General features: G+C 58.5%; 13 protein-coding genes. 6 read left to right on the forward strand and 7 right to left on the reverse strand.

The window, feature by feature from the left end; translation table 11 throughout:
• Nucleotides 1-14: 14 nt before the first annotated feature.
• From HMPREF3178_RS21600 to HMPREF3178_RS21620, 5 genes are all read right to left on the reverse strand, one after another.
• Complete coding sequence (locus HMPREF3178_RS21600) at nucleotides 15-485, reverse strand: PTS sugar transporter subunit IIB (protein WP_004099987.1); 471 nt, start codon at nucleotides 483-485, stop codon at nucleotides 15-17.
• Nucleotides 478-912, reverse strand: coding sequence for a PTS sugar transporter subunit IIA (locus tag HMPREF3178_RS21605; protein ID WP_004099989.1), 435 nt, complete (start codon nucleotides 910-912; stop codon nucleotides 478-480). The genes HMPREF3178_RS21600 and HMPREF3178_RS21605 overlap by 8 nt, the downstream gene beginning before the upstream one ends.
• Nucleotides 913-1,160: 248 nt before the next feature.
• Nucleotides 1,161-1,814, reverse strand: coding sequence for an oxygen-insensitive NAD(P)H nitroreductase (gene nfsB / locus HMPREF3178_RS21610; protein ID WP_017146405.1), 654 nt, complete (start codon nucleotides 1,812-1,814; stop codon nucleotides 1,161-1,163).
• Nucleotides 1,815-1,932: 118 nt separating this feature from the next.
• A complete protein-coding gene (locus HMPREF3178_RS21615; RefSeq protein ID WP_004099993.1) occupies nucleotides 1,933-2,301 on the reverse strand; it encodes an MmcQ/YjbR family DNA-binding protein in 369 nt (122 codons plus the stop codon).
• Nucleotides 2,301-2,882, reverse strand: coding sequence for a TetR/AcrR family transcriptional regulator (locus tag HMPREF3178_RS21620; RefSeq protein WP_004111165.1), 582 nt, complete (start codon nucleotides 2,880-2,882; stop codon nucleotides 2,301-2,303). Before HMPREF3178_RS21620 ends, HMPREF3178_RS21615 begins: the two co-directional genes overlap by 1 nt.
• A 190-nt stretch (nucleotides 2,883-3,072) precedes the next feature.
• On the opposite strand from HMPREF3178_RS21620, the gene HMPREF3178_RS21625 reads away from it, so the two are divergent.
• Together HMPREF3178_RS21625 and HMPREF3178_RS21630 are read left to right on the forward strand one after the other, a co-directional pair.
• Nucleotides 3,073-4,173, forward strand: coding sequence for an MBL fold metallo-hydrolase (locus HMPREF3178_RS21625; RefSeq protein ID WP_004111167.1), 1,101 nt, complete (start codon nucleotides 3,073-3,075; stop codon nucleotides 4,171-4,173).
• 32 nt (nucleotides 4,174-4,205) lie between these two features.
• Nucleotides 4,206-4,547 (forward strand): RamA family antibiotic efflux transcriptional regulator, encoded by a 342-nt coding sequence (locus HMPREF3178_RS21630; RefSeq protein ID WP_004099996.1) that lies wholly within the window; start codon nucleotides 4,206-4,208, stop codon nucleotides 4,545-4,547.
• A gap of 36 nt (nucleotides 4,548-4,583) precedes the next feature.
• On the opposite strand, the gene HMPREF3178_RS21635 is transcribed toward HMPREF3178_RS21630, so the two are convergent.
• Nucleotides 4,584-6,728: a TonB-dependent siderophore receptor gene (locus tag HMPREF3178_RS21635; RefSeq protein ID WP_017146404.1), complete on the reverse strand. Its 2,145-nt coding sequence runs from the start codon at nucleotides 6,726-6,728 to the stop codon at nucleotides 4,584-4,586.
• A gap of 153 nt (nucleotides 6,729-6,881) precedes the next feature.
• Here HMPREF3178_RS21635 and HMPREF3178_RS21640 point away from each other — a divergent pair, with 153 nt between their 5' ends.
• A complete protein-coding gene (locus tag HMPREF3178_RS21640; protein ID WP_004099999.1) occupies nucleotides 6,882-8,504 on the forward strand; it encodes an alpha/beta hydrolase-fold protein in 1,623 nt (540 codons plus the stop codon).
• Here HMPREF3178_RS21640 and HMPREF3178_RS21645 read toward each other — a convergent pair.
• The gene (locus HMPREF3178_RS21645) at nucleotides 8,433-8,681 is read right to left on the reverse strand and encodes a DUF1158 domain-containing protein (protein WP_004100000.1); all 249 of its coding nucleotides are present in this window, start codon (nucleotides 8,679-8,681) and stop codon (nucleotides 8,433-8,435) included. The two genes, HMPREF3178_RS21640 and HMPREF3178_RS21645, sit on opposite strands and share 72 nt — an antisense overlap.
• Nucleotides 8,682-9,184: 503 nt before the next feature.
• Between HMPREF3178_RS21645 and HMPREF3178_RS21650 the strand changes: the two genes are divergently transcribed.
• The 3 genes from HMPREF3178_RS21650 (at nucleotide 9,185) to HMPREF3178_RS21660 (ending at nucleotide 16,154) form a co-directional block, all read left to right on the forward strand.
• Nucleotides 9,185-11,899 carry a cation-transporting P-type ATPase gene (locus HMPREF3178_RS21650; protein WP_097365599.1) on the forward strand — a complete coding sequence of 905 codons (2,715 nt, stop codon included), beginning with the start codon at nucleotides 9,185-9,187 and terminating at the stop codon, nucleotides 11,897-11,899.
• 69 nt (nucleotides 11,900-11,968) lie between these two features.
• Nucleotides 11,969-13,051, forward strand: coding sequence for an efflux RND transporter periplasmic adaptor subunit (locus HMPREF3178_RS21655; protein ID WP_070585504.1), 1,083 nt, complete (start codon nucleotides 11,969-11,971; stop codon nucleotides 13,049-13,051).
• 10 nt (nucleotides 13,052-13,061) lie between these two features.
• On the forward strand, nucleotides 13,062-16,154 hold the full coding sequence (locus tag HMPREF3178_RS21660; RefSeq protein ID WP_004111178.1) for an efflux RND transporter permease subunit: 3,093 nt from the start codon (nucleotides 13,062-13,064) through the stop codon (nucleotides 16,152-16,154).
• Nucleotides 16,155-16,200: the final 46 nt, after the last annotated feature.

Genomic DNA, 16,200 nt, shown 5'->3' on the forward strand with positions numbered 1-16,200 from the left:
AGTGACCTCCGAAGTTAAAGTTGTTCGTTGAGGAGCTCGGCCGAGTGGGCGGGTACCTGACGCATCTCCAGCCGAATGCCTTTTTCTTTCAGCGCTCTGCTATCGGCGATTTCCTCTTCGGTCAGATAGATGGCCTTGCCGAATTGTCTTGCGCCCTCCTTCTGCGGCAGACCGCCGTAGTTAATGGCGTTAATTCCCGGGACTTTTTCTACCAGCGCGAGGGTTTCAGCAGTATTGCCAAGGACCACCATGACTTTTTTATGATCCAACTTGCCGCCGTTAAGCTTTTCCGCCGCCTGTTCAACGGTGGCGATGTCCAGCGTGACGCCCGCCGGCTTGGCCAGGTTAAGCGACATCGTAATGAAGGCATCCGCCGCGGCTTTGGCGTTAGCGACGATGATATGGTCGATATCCAGCGCTCGGGTCCAGGCAAAAACCACCTGGCCGTGCAGCAGCCGATAATCAATGCGCACGAGTTTAATCATGAGATTCTCCCTGTGGGTCAGAGGATGGTTGTGTTAGTAGAGGGTTGATGAAAACAATGGATTCACGCGCCGCGCTGGTGGCGTAGACAATCGCGGCCTCGGTAGTGGCTTCTTCGCACAGCAGAAACTCCAGCAGCAGAGTCAGATTGATGCCGGCGACCACGAAAACGTTACGATGGCGCATCAAGACGCTCACGGCGCTATTGTTGATACTGCCGCCAAGCAGGTCGGTAAAGATCACCACTTCATCACCATTCGCCTGGACGATGAGATGCTCCAGGGTTTGCTCCAGCTGTTCGGTGGTCACGATATCTTCGTCATAGGCGCAGACCGGGATAACGCCGTGTTCGTCGCCAATCAGCAGCGACAAACTGTTCACCAGTCCGCGAGCAAAATGGCCGTGGCTGGCCACATAGATATGTTTCACCCGGTTTCTCCTTCATCCAGATAGTGGTATCTGTTAAGAGCAAAGGGCGTGCCAGAAATAAAAAATATTATTTATCAATTAATTAAAGCGGCTGGTTCACACTAAAGGTGTTATTCCTGGCACAAGCGGGCTTATTAACGCCGGAAACCTGGCACAAAAGGCAGAAAAAGAGGGAGAAAGAGTGGGGGGAGAAAGTCCCGGGCGAGACGCTGCTGCGCCATGGCCCGGGCGTTCCCGGCAGAAGGGAATTAAATCTCGGTAATCGTCGTCGCCTGCGGCAGGCGTGATTTCGGCAGGGAGGCGTTAAAATCTTCAACGCTATGATGGCCGACCGGCACCACGACCAGGCTGGTGTAGCCCTTGGCCTTCAGGTCAAATTCGGCATCGAGAATTGCGAAATCGACGCCTTCAATCGGTACGGCGTCCAGGCCCATTGCCGCCACGCCCAGCAGGAAGTTGCCGACGTTCAGATACACCTGCTTCGCCATCCACTGGTCGTCGTCATGCAAATCTTTGCGGTGCATATCGGCGAAGAAGGTGCGGCCTTTATGGTTTGCCGCTTTGGCTTCGGCGTTGGCGAAGCGGCCATCGGCCTCTTCCTGATCGACCACGCGCTCAAGCCAGGCGTCGTCCATTGCGGTTTTGGCGCAGAACACCACCACGTGCGATGCGTCGAGAATTTTACGTTCGTTAAACACGTAGGTGCCGCTCGCCGCTTTGGCGACGCGCGCTTTGCCTTCATCGCTGCTGGCAACGATAAAATGCCACGGCTGGGAGTTGGTGCTTGACGGGCTGTACTGCAGCAGCGTTTTCAGGTTTTCCGCCTGCTCGGCAGTTAGCTTTTTGGTGGCGTCAAATGCCTTGGTGGAGTAGCGCTTTAAGGCAACCGTTACGATATCCATACTCTTCCTCACTGTTTACAACCCCTTGCGGGTGCGTTTCGTGAAGGAAGAGTACAGCGATGGCGGGCAAATGATAAGGGGCAAAAATGCGATAACACTTATCGCGCAGCGCTGAAAATCACCCCGGGCGCAGCCGCTGCTGCTCTTTTTTGCTCAGTTTATCGACGATCAGATTCCACGAATCATCAATCAGCTCCGCCAGCAGGTCCACGCTGATATCCTCGCCGGGAACCACGGTGATCCAGTGCTTTTTGTTCATGTGATAGCCAGGCTCGATGCTGCGGTAAATGGCCTGATGAAGCAGCGATTTTTGCGGATCGCACTTCAGGTTGACCAGCGCGCGGCCGCGTACCGTCGCGGTGAGCATAAAAATTCGCCCGCCGACTTTAAACACATCGTACTCCGGGCCGAACGGCCAGCAGTGCTCGGTAAAGGGAAGCTCCAGCGCAATACGGTGCGCGTGGTCATGCAGCGAGCGGTGGTCCATCAGTGCGTATCCTCATGTAACGCCTGCCACATTGCCTCAAAGCCTAGCGCAATGAGCTCCGGGGCACGCTGCGGATCGTTGCTGGCGTACTCAATCGTGGTTTCCGCCAGCGACAGAAACAGCGCATCGCCAAAGGTGCGATAGGCATCGCTAAGAAAAATTGGCTTAACCGAAAGCTGGCATATCTCGTTGAGCTCGGGAAACATCTCTTTAACCCGGGTACGCGTTTCATCGGTAATCCGTTCGCTCAGGGACATGCGGCGTATGGCTTTATGCTCCATCGGTTTGCGCATACCCCAGTCGATATAGCTGTTCCAGATATTGCGGGCATTCTCTTTCGGACGGGATTCGTTCGGTTTAAGACTGGCCACCATGACCTGTACTAACCCCGATTTGATAGAGAGATAAAGCTCGTTAAGCAGATCGTCCTTGGTGGCAAAGTAGCGAAACAGCGTCCCCTCGGCTACCCCGGCGCTGCGGGCGATAGCGGAGGTTGAGGCGGCGATTCCCGACTGGGCAAAGGCGGCGGTTGCGGCCTCCAGTAACGCTTGCTTTTTATCTTCACTCTTAGGACGAGCCACTACACTTTACCTCACAGGTTATAAAACCACGATCTAAGCATGCCCGGTACGGGCACTGCAACGTTGTCTGTCAAAATTTGAAAATCGTCTTGACGACTTTCAGCTTCTTCCTAATAATGAGTGCTTACTCACTCATAATCAACCCTTATAACAAAAACCTCCAGGAAGGAGGATTTCGCCAGGTCAGGATATGAACCGTGTCATTTTCAGCGTGGTCGCCATCATGTTATTAGCGTCAGCAACAACTTTGCCGTTTGTGTTAAATGCCGGATTTGGCCAGGCGCCGCAGGGCGCGCAGCTCAGCCTGGTGGAACAGTCGCCGCACTATCATGACGGCCAGTTTCACAATCAGCTCCCGACGCCGGGTTTTACCGGGCAAAAAAATATGCTGGCCGCGTGGTGGGAGTTTCTCGTCGCCAGGCGCGAGAACGCCAGACCGGCCCAGCCGCTGCCGTTGGTGAACACCGATCTGGCGGGCCTGCCGTCAGGGCAGGACGCGATGGTCTGGCTCGGTCACTCCTCCTGGTATCTGCAGCTGGCGGGCAAACGCATCCTGATTGATCCCGTATTTAGCAACTATGCCGCACCCTTCTCTTTTATTAATAAGGCCTTTACCGGGGATTACCCATGGCACGCTGAGGGAATGCCGGAGATCGACCTGCTGATCATCTCGCACGATCACTATGATCATCTCGATTACGCCACCATCAAAGCCCTGATGCCGAAGGTCAAGCGCGTGATAACGCCGCTGGGCGTGGGGTCGCACCTGCGCTACTGGGGAATGGAGAGCGCGATAATCAGCGAGGCGGACTGGAATCAGGCGCTGCAGGTGAGCGATGAGCTGACGGTACACGTCCTGCCCGCGCGCCACTTTTCCGGCCGCGGCCTCAAGCGCAACCAGACCCTATGGGCCAGCTTTATGTTCGTTACCCCGCAGCAGAAAATTTACTACAGCGGCGACAGCGGCTACGGCCCGCACTTTAAAGCCATTGGCGAACAGTTTGGCGAAGTGGATTTAGCGATCATGGAAAACGGTCAGTATGACCAGGACTGGAAGTACATCCACATGATGCCGGAAGAGACGGCGCAGGCCGCTGACGATATTCATGCACGCGCGGTGCTGCCGGGCCATGCCGGGCGCTTCGTGCTGGCAAAACACACGTGGGACGATCCGTATAAACGACTGGCGGAGGCCAGCACAGGGCGACCGTGGCGACTGCTGACGCCTATGCTGGGTGAGCCGGTTTGGGTCGCTGATAAAACGCAATCATTTAACGCCTGGTGGCGCTAACGATGAGAGTGGTTCAGGAGGAGAGAGGACATATGACTATTTCCGCTCAGGTCATTGATACTATCGTCGAGTGGATTGATGAAAATTTGCATCAACCGCTACGTATTGACGATATTGCGCGCCATGCCGGTTATTCGAAGTGGCATTTACAACGACTGTTTTTACAGTACAAAGGGGAGAGTCTGGGGCGCTATATCCGCGAACGTAAGCTGCTACTGGCGGCGCGCGATCTGCGCGATACCGATCAGCGGGTTTACGATATTTGCCTGAAATACGGCTTTGACTCGCAGCAAACTTTTACCCGCATCTTCACCCGTACGTTTAACCAGCCGCCGGGCGCCTACCGTAAAGAAAATCACAGCCGCGCGCACTGAAAAAGCCTCCGCCGGGGAAACCGGCGGAGGCTGTTCTTACCAGGCGTAGCTGACCGTTGCCGTCACCGTCCGACCAATGCCGTAGAAGCAGGCGCTATCGCTGGCGCAGGAGGCCACATACCTGGTATCCGCGATGTTGTTTACGTTGAACTGTACCTGCGCGCCTTTCAGGCTCGAGTTTAGCTCGCCCAATTCATAGCTGACCATGGCGTCATACAGATCTACCGCCGGAACCTTAAAGGTGTTTTTCGCATCGCCATAGCTGGTACCGATATAGCGTACGCCCACTCCCGCAGTCAGGCTTTTCAGCGCGCCGTCCGGCAGGGTATAGCTGGTGAAGGCTGAAGCCATATGGGTCGGAATACGCGCTGGCGTTTTCCCTTCGGTACCGACAACGGTAGTGTTGACGGTTTCTGCATCGGTATAAGTGTATGAAGCGATCAGATTGAGATTCTCAAAGAGCGTCGCGTGCGCTTCGGCCTCAACCCCTTTGGAACGCACTTTACCGCTATTCTCAAACCATCCGGCGGCGCTGTTGTAGGTGGCGACGTTACTTTGCGTTAAATCATACAGCGCAAGGGTGATTAGCGCGTTTGGGTCAGGCTGGTATTTCACGCCGACTTCCACCTGCTTGCCTTCGCTGGGATCGAACGGTCCAACGCCAGGCGCGCGGTTGGTTTGCAGGTTAGGTTCAAAGGAGGTGCTGTAGCTGATATAGGGGGAAAGACCGGAATCAAAGGCGTACAGCAGGCCGGTGCGCCAGGTGAACTTATTATCATTCTGCTGGGTGCTACTGGCGTCGGTAAAATTGGTGGTGCGTACTTCCGCCCAGTCATAGCGCCCGGAAACTAACAGTTCCCAGTTCTGCCAGCTCAGCTGATCCTGAACATAGACCCCAGCCTGATCGAGATTTTGCTGTTCATTAGTGGCGGGGCTGAAGGCGCTTTCATCGACGCTAACGCCGTAGGTCGGGCTGCGCCAGTCGAGATCGTACTGCGAACCTCCGGCCCGGCCAAGATACTGCTTATCTTTACTGGTTTTGTAATCCAGACCGCCAATCACCGTATGGGCCACCTGGCCGCTGGCAAACTTTGCTTCGAGCTGGTTATCAATGCCAAACTCATCGGTCTGGCGCGTTTCATGCTGGGCGCGGCGGGAGAGTACCGAGCTGTTGGCGGGGCTACTGGAATAAACCAGGTAGCGATACTTCTGTTTGATGGTGGCGTAGCGGGCGTTCTGGCGCAGAGTAAAGGTATCGTCTGGCTGGTGCTCAAATTCATAGCCAATCATCGTTTGTTCCCGCCACGACTGATTGTAGCTGGGATCGCTGACGTTAAAATCACGCGGAATATAGCTGCCGTCGACGCTTTCCACCGTACCGTAGCGCGGCAGGAAGTTACGGTAACCGGCATCCGGGTCTTTCTGATAGCTGGTTAATAACGTCATGCGCGTGGCGTCATCAGGATACCAGGTGAGGGCGGGGGCGATGGCCATCCGCGTCTCTTTATAATCTTCAACCTGGCTATTCTGGGTACGGGCGATCCCGTTCAGACGATAGAGCAGGCGGCCATCATCGCTCAGCGGGCCGCCAAAATCGAAAGCGCCTTCGGCAAGATGATGATTGCCGGTGCGGAACTGCAGTTCATGAATCGGCTGGCTGACAGGGCGTTTGCTGGTCATGGCGATCAGCCCGCCGGGGTTTACCTGGCCAAACAGCACCGAGGCCGGGCCGCGTACCAGCTCGACGCGTTCCAGCAGCCACGGGTCGAAAGTACCGGTTTGCGAGGAGGCCGTCGCGCCGTAGCTCAGGCCATCGAGAAACTTGGGCACATAGCTAAAGCCGCGAACGAAAACCTCGTCGTTGCGGTTAGATGAACCGCGATATTCGGTAAAAACGCCCGCGCTATAGCGCAGCGCCTGGGATACCGAGGTGACGTCCAGCGCGCGCATTTGATCGCGGGTAACCACCGATACTGACTGCGGCGTTTTGACGATCTCTGCGGCGGTTTTTGTCGCGGATAGCGTCCTGGTGGCCACTATTCCCTTAAGCGGCGCTGTAGGATCTTCGCTACTGCCCGCGGTGACGACAAGCGTTTCCTCCGCCGCCAGCGCCTGATTCCCGATCGAAGATACCGCCAGAGTCGCAGTCCATAATGCTGTTATCTTATTATATTTAAACATATTTATGATTTTTCCTTGGTTAAATCGCCATCAAAAACCGCCCTCATCGAAGTGAATCCTTCAGCGGTCATCATTAACGGCCTTAATGTTATTGCAAATGGTTATTATTTGCATTAGCGTTATTAACAAATTCTTACAAGGAACTATCGGGCAATGAAAACGGCATGGAGCGGTCTGCTGCTGGGGTTAAGTGCTTTACCGGCGGCGGCGATGAACTGTGAATCCCCTTCGTTACAGGGAGAGCTGGAGGGGAAGTTCGACGCCAGCGGTGAGGTCTGTTTTGACTTGCCCAGGCTAGGAGAGAACTACGTCGCGGCGACGCTCTCCGGCGTTACCGATGCCCGACTGCTGGATGAACATAACCGCCGTCTGCGCACGCTGCTGGCGGGCGGCCCGGCGGACGGCGAGCAAACCCTGCTATTTTCTCTGCCGGTAAACCGCGCCTCCTCGCTGGTGCTCCACGGTGAAGAAGGAGCCCGCTGGCGTTTTCAGTGGCAGATGCGGGAAACCACCGCGCTGGCCAAAATCCAGACGCTGGACCCGGTCAGCCCGCGCCTGCAGCTGCTGAAGAAGGAACTAGCGGCGGGAGGCTCAACGGCGACTTTCTGGCGGGAGCGTGAACTGGAGGGAACGCCCATGGTGGAATCGGTGGACGCCAGCCATAAGCGGGTGACCTTCTTGTGGCGCGGAGCGAGCCGCAACGTGTTTATTCTGGGTTCGCCGGCGGGGGATCACGATCCGCTGTTTCGTCTCGGTGATTCTGACGTCTGGTTTCGTAGCTACGTCGTACCTGCCGATACCTTAATGCAGTATAAGCTGGCCCCGGATGTGCCGCAGGTAGCCGGCGGCGCGCGCGAGCAGCGGCGGGCTATTCTGGTCAGCGCCCAGGCCGACCCGCTAAACCCGAATAGCGTCAATGCCGCCCACGACCGCTGGAGTCGCTACTCCCTGCTGGCTCTTAACCCCGCGCGTTTTTGCTCGGCGCCGCGGATGGCGCAGCCGCTACGCTACGGGACGCTGACCCGCCATCAGCTGCGCAGCGACTTTTTGCAAAACGCGCGTGAAGTCATGATTTATCGCCCACGTTTGCCGCAGCCCGCGCGCTGGACCCTGCTGCTCTTTGACGGTAAAACTTACCAGGACGAATACCGCTTCGCCAACGTGCTGGACGCCCTGATCGCCAGCCACAGGCTACCGCCGATTAACGTGGTGTTTATCGATAGCCTCGATCATCCGCGGCGGGCAAAGGAGCTGCCGCCAAATCCGCACTTTGCCGATTTTATGGCCCATGAGCTGCTGCCCTGGCTGAACCGCCAGGGGCTCAGCCTGACCCGGCAAAAAACCGTGGTTGCAGGATCCAGCTACGGCGGGCTGGCCGCGTCCTGGGTGGCGCTGCGCTATCCCCGGCAGTTTGGCAACGTACTGAGCCTGTCCGGGTCGTACTGGTGGGCGCCGAAAGGGGAAGAAGCCAGCTGGCTGACCCGACAGTATCAGCACTCGCCGCGCTATCCGGTCCGTTTCTGGCTACAGGCGGGAAGATTTGAGACCCGCGGGCCGGACGGCGGTATTTATGCCAATACGCTTGAGTTCGGGCGGGTACTGAGCGAGAAGGGATATAAGGTGAGCTTTCATCCCTCCTCGAGCGGCCACGATTATGTCGCCTGGTGCGAAGGCCTGATCAACGGTATGCGCGACCTGAGCGGATTAGCGCTCAAGAGAGAACCAGCGACGCCAGACCCAGCGCAGCGCCAGATACTCGATGGCGCCCAGCGCTAAAAACCACAGGCAAAAGATCAGCGTATAAAGCTGGTTGAGATCCATCAGATGGAACGTCGCCACCAGCTTCTGCGCCAGCGTCAGACCCAGCGAGGGCGCCGGCAGCAGCAGACAGGAGAGTAAAGCCAGCAGGAGAATGCCGGCGGCACTCATGAGCGTTTCTAGCGGATGTTTCATTATTTGTTAATCATCAGTTAAAAACATATTGTCCGGTAAAAAGGGAATCAATGCAATATCGTTTCGTACGCAATTAAAATACGCTTTAAGTATTATATTTAAACGTTCTCACTCATTTCTTTGTTAATTATTTTGGGCTTATTTGTGATTAAGTTAATTACGCTTTAATGTAAATTAACGTCATTATTAAGCCAGCGCTTTTACAAAAGTATAGGTGCTATATCCCACCAGAGTAGCGATAATAATGGCCAGCAGAATGTACAGCACCAGGCGGCGTCCGCGATAGATTCCAAACATAGTAGACCTCGTTTAGTTTAGGTTTATTAATATTCTGCAATAGTTGTTCTATAGAATTAACTTACCATAAATTTTGTATTTGCGAGAGATTAAATATTGCGCAAGCTCAAATTATCTCCCGCCTGTTTAAAATTTTTCTCATTGGCCCGGAATGATTCCAGGCTTTCCGCCTCACGGAATTTTAAGGGAGATATATTTTGACCAAAATGATCAAAACTAATAATACCACCCCCTCAGGGGATGTCGCGCCACGCCGGGCATATCAGCAGACGGTTGATGCGGTGCTGGCGCAGAAAAAAAGCCATGTCGACGGGCTCAGCGCCGCTGAAGCCGCCGAGCGTTTGCAGACCTTCGGCCCGAACGCCTTGCCGGAGAAAAAAGGCAAGCCAGCCTGGCTGCGCTTCCTTGCCCACTTTAACGACGTCCTGATTTTCGTCCTGCTGGCCGCCGCCGCGCTCACCGCGGTTATGGGGCACTGGGTCGATACCCTTGTCATTCTTGGCGTCACGGTGATCAACGCCCTGATCGGCCATATCCAGGAGAGCAATGCCGAAAAATCGCTACAGGGCATCCGCAATATGCTCTCCAGCGACGCGCGCGTGCAGCGCAGCGGTAAACACGAAACCATCCCGACCCGCGACCTGGTGCCGGGCGATATTGTGATTCTGCGCGCGGGCGACCGCGTGCCGGCCGATATGCGCCTGATTGAGAGCCATAATCTGCGGGTTGAAGAAGCCATTCTGACCGGCGAGTCGACGGTGGTGGATAAAACCACCGACGCGCTGGAAGGCGAACTGCCGCTGGGCGACCGTACCAATATGCTCTTCTCCGGCACGACCATCAGCGCCGGCGGCGGCGTTGGCGTGGTGACCGCAACCGGCCAGGATACCGAACTCGGCCACATCAACCAGATGATGGCGGGCATTGAAAAGCACCGTACGCCGCTGCTGGTGCAGATGGATAAGCTCGGTAAAGCGATCTTCGTTATCATCCTGGCGATGATGGCTGCGCTGTTCGTCTTCAGCCTGGCGCTGCGCGATATTCCTCTCGGCGAGCTGCTGCTCTCCCTGATTAGCCTGGCGGTGGCCGCCGTGCCGGAAGGCTTACCGGCGATTATCTCGATTATTCTCTCTCTGGGCGTACAGGCAATGGCGCGTCAGCGGGCGATTATCCGCAAACTGCCGACGGTGGAAACCCTGGGCGCCATGACCGTGGTGTGCTCGGATAAAACCGGCACCCTGACGATGAACGAGATGACCGTTAAAGCGATCATCACCGCCGACTGCTGCTACCGCGTCGAAGGCGACAGCTACGAGCCTCAGGGTAACATCTGCCTGGAAGGCAGCAACGAGCCGGTGCAAATTAAACCGGGCAGCGTGCTGGAAACCTATTTGCGCACCATCGATCTGTGTAACGACAGCCAGATGATTCAGGACGAGCGCGGCCTGTGGGGCATTACCGGCGGGCCAACCGAAGGCGCGCTGAAGGTGCTGGCGGCGAAAGCGCGGCTGGAGCCCGTCGATGCCCGCCTGGTCGCGAAAATCCCGTTCGACTCGCAGTACAAGTACATGGCGACCCACCAGAAAATGGGTGACGTCGAGCAGGTGCTGATTACCGGCGCGCCGGACGTGATTTTTGCCCTGTGCCGCCAGCAGATGAGCAAGCAGGGGGCGGTGCCGTTTGAGCCGCAGTACTGGGAAGAGGAGATGGCGCGCTTTGCCCGCCAGGGCCTGCGTATGGTCGCCGCCGCCTACAAACCGGCTGACGTCGGCAGCACCACGCTGTCCCACGACGATCTGCGCGAAGGGCTGGTGTTCCTCGGCATTGCCGGAATGATGGACCCGCCGCGTCCGGAAGCGATCGACGCTATCCACGCCTGCCAGAACGCGGGGATCCGCGTGAAGATGATTACCGGCGATCACCCGCAGACGGCGATGAGTATTGGCCAGATGTTAGGGATCACCAACAGCAGCCAGGCGATGACCGGCTACCAGCTGGAGCATATGGATGACGCCGAGCTGGCGAAAGCCGCCGTGGAGTTCGATATCTTTGCCCGCACCAGCCCGGAGCACAAGCTGCGCCTGGTGAAAGCGCTGCAGGATAACGGTGAAGTGGTTGGCATGACCGGCGATGGCGTCAATGACGCTCCGGCGCTGCGTCAGGCCGACGTCGGGATCGCCATGGGCATTAAGGGCACTGAGGTGACCAAAGAGGCCGCCGATATGGTCCTGACCGATGACAACTTTGCCACTATTGCCAGCTCGGTCAAAGAGGGGCGCCGGGTCTACGATAACCTGAAAAAGACCATTCTGTTCATCATGCCGACTAACCTGGCGCAGGGGCTGTTGATTATCATCGCCCTGCTGGCGGGGAACATTATCCCGCTGACGCCGGTACTGATTTTGTGGATGAACATGGCCACCTCCGCCACGCTCTCCTTTGGCCTCGCGTTTGAAGCCGCCGAGCGCAACGCCATGAACCGACCGCCGCGTAAAACCGGCCAGCACGTCATGGATGCCTTCGCCGTCTGGCGCGTCGCCTTCGTCGGCACGATGATCGCCGTCGCCGCCTTTATTCTTGAAGCCTGGCTGGCGCCGCGCGGCCACAGCCCGGAGTTTATCCGCACCGTCCTGCTGCAGATGCTGGTCACCGCGCAGTGGGTCTACATGATTAACTGCCGCAGCAGCGACAGCTTCTCGCTGAATATGGGGCTTCTGCGTAACAAAGGCATCTGGCTGGTGAGCGGCGTGCTGCTGCTGATGCAGCTGGTCATCATCTACGTACCGGTGATGCAGACGATGTTTGGCACCGAAGGGCTGCCGCTGCGCTACTGGTTCATCACCCTGGTCATCGGTATCGCGATGTTCCTGGTGGTGGAAGTTGAGAAGCGCCTGACTCGTCGTTTCCGCAAAGCCGCGTAGCGTGTCTGACCCGTCCGGCGTCCCTTCTCCTGCGGGGAAGGGACGCCGCATCGTCGTAAGGAATTCCCCATGAACAAGATCATCCGCTCCGCCCTGCTGGCCTGCGGCCTGGCAGGCTACGCGCTTATCGCCGCCGCCGCGCCGGCTATTCCGGTGCGCGTTGCCACCGTTGAACAAGCGCCGCATGCCGATGAACGGCAAATCTCCGGCCGCGTTGAGGCCATTCACGCCGTCGACGTTCGCGCCCGTACCGAAGGGACGATCGTGCAGCGCCATTTCCAGGATGGGCAGTACGTCAAAAAAGGCGAGCCGCTATTTACGCTGGATGACGCCCAGCCGAAAGCCGCGCTGGCGCTCGCACAGGCCGAACTGAAAAGCGCGCAGGCTTCCCTGCGCCAGGCCCAGCAGCTGTTGAGCCGCTATCAGCAGCTGAAAAATCACCATTCAATCAGCCGTCATGACGTGGATACCGCGCAGATGCAGCGCGATGTCGCCGCCGCCGCCGTAGAGCAGGCGCAGGCGCGCATTACCGCCCAGCAGATAACGCTCGGCTATACCCGCATTACCTCGCCGGTGAGCGGGCGCGTCGGCCATAGTCCTTTTCACGTCGGCAGCCTGGTCAATCCCGCCAGCGGCGTGCTGGTTGATGTGGTCCAGCTCGACCCGATTCGCGTGGCGTTCTCGCTCGATGAATCCGCCTTTTTCGCGAAAGCAGGGCAGCACACGGATATCGCCGCGATGAAGCAGGCGTGGCTGGCGCAGGTGGAGTTGGATGGACGGCGTGAAGACGGCGTCCTGACCTCCGTTGATAACCGTATTGATAGCCGCACCGCCAGCGTGGCGCTGCGCGCTGAATTTGCTAACCCGCAGCACCGTTTACTGCCGGGCGGCAACGTCACGGTTTTCTTCCGCCCGCAGCAACTTAAGGAGAGCCCGATGATCCCGGCCTCTGCGCTACAGCAGGATGCACTGGGCTTTTACTGCTGGGTCGTAACGGCGAACAACACCGTGACGATGCGCCGTTTAGCGCCCGCCGGTCAGCATGGCCAGAGCTTCGTGGTGGCGGATGGCCTGAAAGCGGGAGAGCGCGTAGTGACGGAAGGTGCCCAGCGCCTGCGTGACGGCGCGGCCATTCAGTTGCTGAGTGAATAAGGGAGAGGGGATGCTGACATTTTTTATCCGACGCCCGCGCTTTGCGATGGTGATTGCCCTGCTGATGACCTTTGTCGGCGCGGTCTCGCTAAAGCTGATCCCGGTCGAGCAGTATCCGCAGATTACTCCGCCGGTCATCAACGTTAGCGCCAGCTGGCCTGGCGCCAGCGCGGCGGACGTAGCGGAAGCTATTGCCGCGCCGCTGGAGACCCAGCTCAACGGCGTCGATCATATGCTGTACATGGAGTCCACCAGTTCCGATGAGGGGACCTACAGCCTGAGCCTGACCTTTGCTGCCGGAACCGACGCCGATTTAGCCGCAATCGACGTGCAGAACCGCGTGTCGCAGGCGGTGGCGCAGCTGCCTGCCGACGTGCAGCAGAACGGCGTACAGGTGCGAAAGCGGGCGACAAACCTGCTGATGGGGGTGAGTCTCTACTCTCCGCTCGGCACCCTGTCGCCGCTGTTTGTCAGCAACTACGCCAGCACCCAGGTGCGCGAGGCGCTGGCGCGTCTTCCCGGCGTCGGGGAAGTGCAGATGTTCGGCGCGCGCGACTACAGCATGCGCATCTGGCTGCGCCCCGACCGCATGAACGCGCTGAATATCACGACCGACGATATTGCCCTTGCGCTGCGCGAGCAGAACGTGCAGGGCGCGGCGGGGCAGATAGGCACGCCGCCGGTGTTTAACGGCCAGCAGCAAACGCTGACCATCAACGGTATTGGGCGATTAAGCGATGCCGCCGGTTTCGGACAAATTGTGGTTCGCAGCGGCGAACGCGGCCAGCTGGTACGCCTGTCCGACGTGGCGACTATTGAACTGGGCGCTCGCAGCTACAGCTCCGGCGCGCAGCTCAACGGCAAAGACTCCGCCTATCTCGGCATCTACCCGACGCCCACCGCTAACTCGCTGCAGGTCGCTACTGCGGTACGCGCCGAGCTGACCCGGCTGCATGCGCGCTTCCCGGCGGATCTCACCTGGGAGGTGAAGTTTGATACTACCCGCTTTGTTGCGGCGACGATCAAAGAGATCGGCGTGTCGCTGGCGCTGACCCTGCTGGCGGTGGTGGTGGTGGTCTCCCTGTTCCTGCAGAGCTGGCGGGCGACGCTGATAGTCGCGCTGGCCATCCCGGTGTCGCTTATCGGTACCTTCGCGGTGCTCTACGCGCTGGGCTACAGCGCCAATACCCTGAGTCTGTTTGCGATTATCCTCGCCCTGACGATGGTGGTAGATGACGCTATCGTGGTGGTGGAGAATGTGGAAACAAAAATGGCGGAGGGGCTGGATCGCGGCGCCGCAACCGCCGAAGCGCTGCGGCAAATCGCCGGGCCGGTGATCGCCACGACCCTGGTGCTGCTGGCGGTGTTCGTGCCGGTGGCAATGCTGCCGGGGATCGTTGGCGAGCTGTATCGCCAGTTTGCGGTCACCTTATCGACGGCGGTGACGCTGTCGAGCGTGGTGGCGCTGACCCTGACGCCTGCGCTGTGCGCGCTGCTGCTGCGTCCGCGTCCGGAGCGGCCTGCCGCCATCTGGCGCGGCTTTAACCGCGGCCTGGATACGGTGCGGGACGGCTACGGGCGTCTGGTCGGGGGCATGAATCGCCGTCCCTGGCTGGCGCTGGCGGCGACGGTAGCCGCGGCAGGGCTGGTGGTATTGAGCTTTACCACAATGCCGAAAGGCTTTCTGCCGCAGGAAGATCAGGGTTATTTCTTTGCCAGCGTGCAGCTGCCAGAAGCCGCCTCGCTGGAGCGTACCGAGGCGGTGATGGCCCAGGCGCGGGAGCTGCTGTTGAGGAACCCGGCGGTTGAGGATGTGATTCAGGTGTCCGGTTTTAATATTCTCAACGGCACCAGCGCCTCGAACGGCGGGTTTATCTCCGTGATGCTGAAAGAGTGGCATCAGCGGCCGCCGCTGGACGCGGTGATGGAAAAACTACAGGGCCAGCTGCTGGGGCTGCCGGAAGCGACGATTATGGCTTTTGCGCCGCCGACGCTGCCGGGGCTGGGCAACGCCTCCGGATTTGATTTACGCATTCTGGCGCAGGCTGGACAATCGCCGGCGGAGCTGGAGCAGGTCACCCATCAGGTCCTGCGAATGGCCAACCAGCATCCGCAGCTTAGCCGGGTCTTTACCACCTGGAGCAGCAATGTGCCGCAGCTGACGCTCACCGTCGATCGCGACCAGGCGGCCCGGTTGAACGTACCGGTGGCAAGGATTTTCAGCAGCCTGCAGACCGCGTTTGGCGGCACCCGCGCCGGCGATTTCAGCATCAATAATCGTGTCTACCACGTGGTGATGCAAAATGAGATGCAGTGGCGCGAGCGGGCCGAGCAGATTAGCGAGCTTTATGTGCGTAGCGACAGCGGCGAGCGGGTGCGTCTGAGTAATCTGGTGACGATTACGCCAACGGTTGGCGCGCCGTTTATTCAGCAATATAACCAGTTCCCGTCGGTATCGATAAGCGGTTCGGCGGCTGAAGGCGTCAGCAGTCGGGCGGCGATGGCGGTGATGGAGCAGATTTTACAATCGAATCTGCCGCACGGTTATGACTATGCCTGGAGCGGCATCTCGTGGCAGGAGCAGCAGACCGGTAACCAGGCGGTATGGATCGTGCTGGCGGCGGTGGCGATGGCGTGGCTGTTTCTCGTCGCCCAGTATGAGAGCTGGACGCTGCCGGCGAGCGTGATGCTGTCGGTGCTGTTCGCTATCGGCGGGTCCCTGCTGTGGCTATGGTGGGCCGGTTATGCCAACGATGTGTACGTGCAGATAGGGCTGGTGCTACTGATCGCGCTGGCGGCGAAAAACGCGATTTTGATCGTCGAGTTTGCCCGGGCGAAGCGTGAAGAGGGGATGTCGATCGTCGACGCCGCCCGCGAAGGGGCTACCCGTCGCTTCCGCGCGGTGATGATGACGGCGGTCTCCTTTATCATCGGGATTGTGCCGATGATGCTCGCCACCGGCGCCGGGGCGCAGAGCCGGCGGATTATCGGTACCACGGTGTTCAGCGGCATGCTGGTGGCGACGGCGATCGGCATTCTGTTTATTCCGTCGCTGTACGTGCTGTTCCAGCGCCTGCGCGAATGGGCGCACCGCCGGATGTAGGTGGCCCGGACCTGGTAGCCCGGACAGGCGCGTCAAGCGCCGCCTC

The organism is Klebsiella sp. HMSC09D12 (assembly GCF_001808475.1).
In the GTDB taxonomy this organism is placed as follows: Bacteria; Pseudomonadota; Gammaproteobacteria; order Enterobacterales; family Enterobacteriaceae; genus Klebsiella; species Klebsiella oxytoca.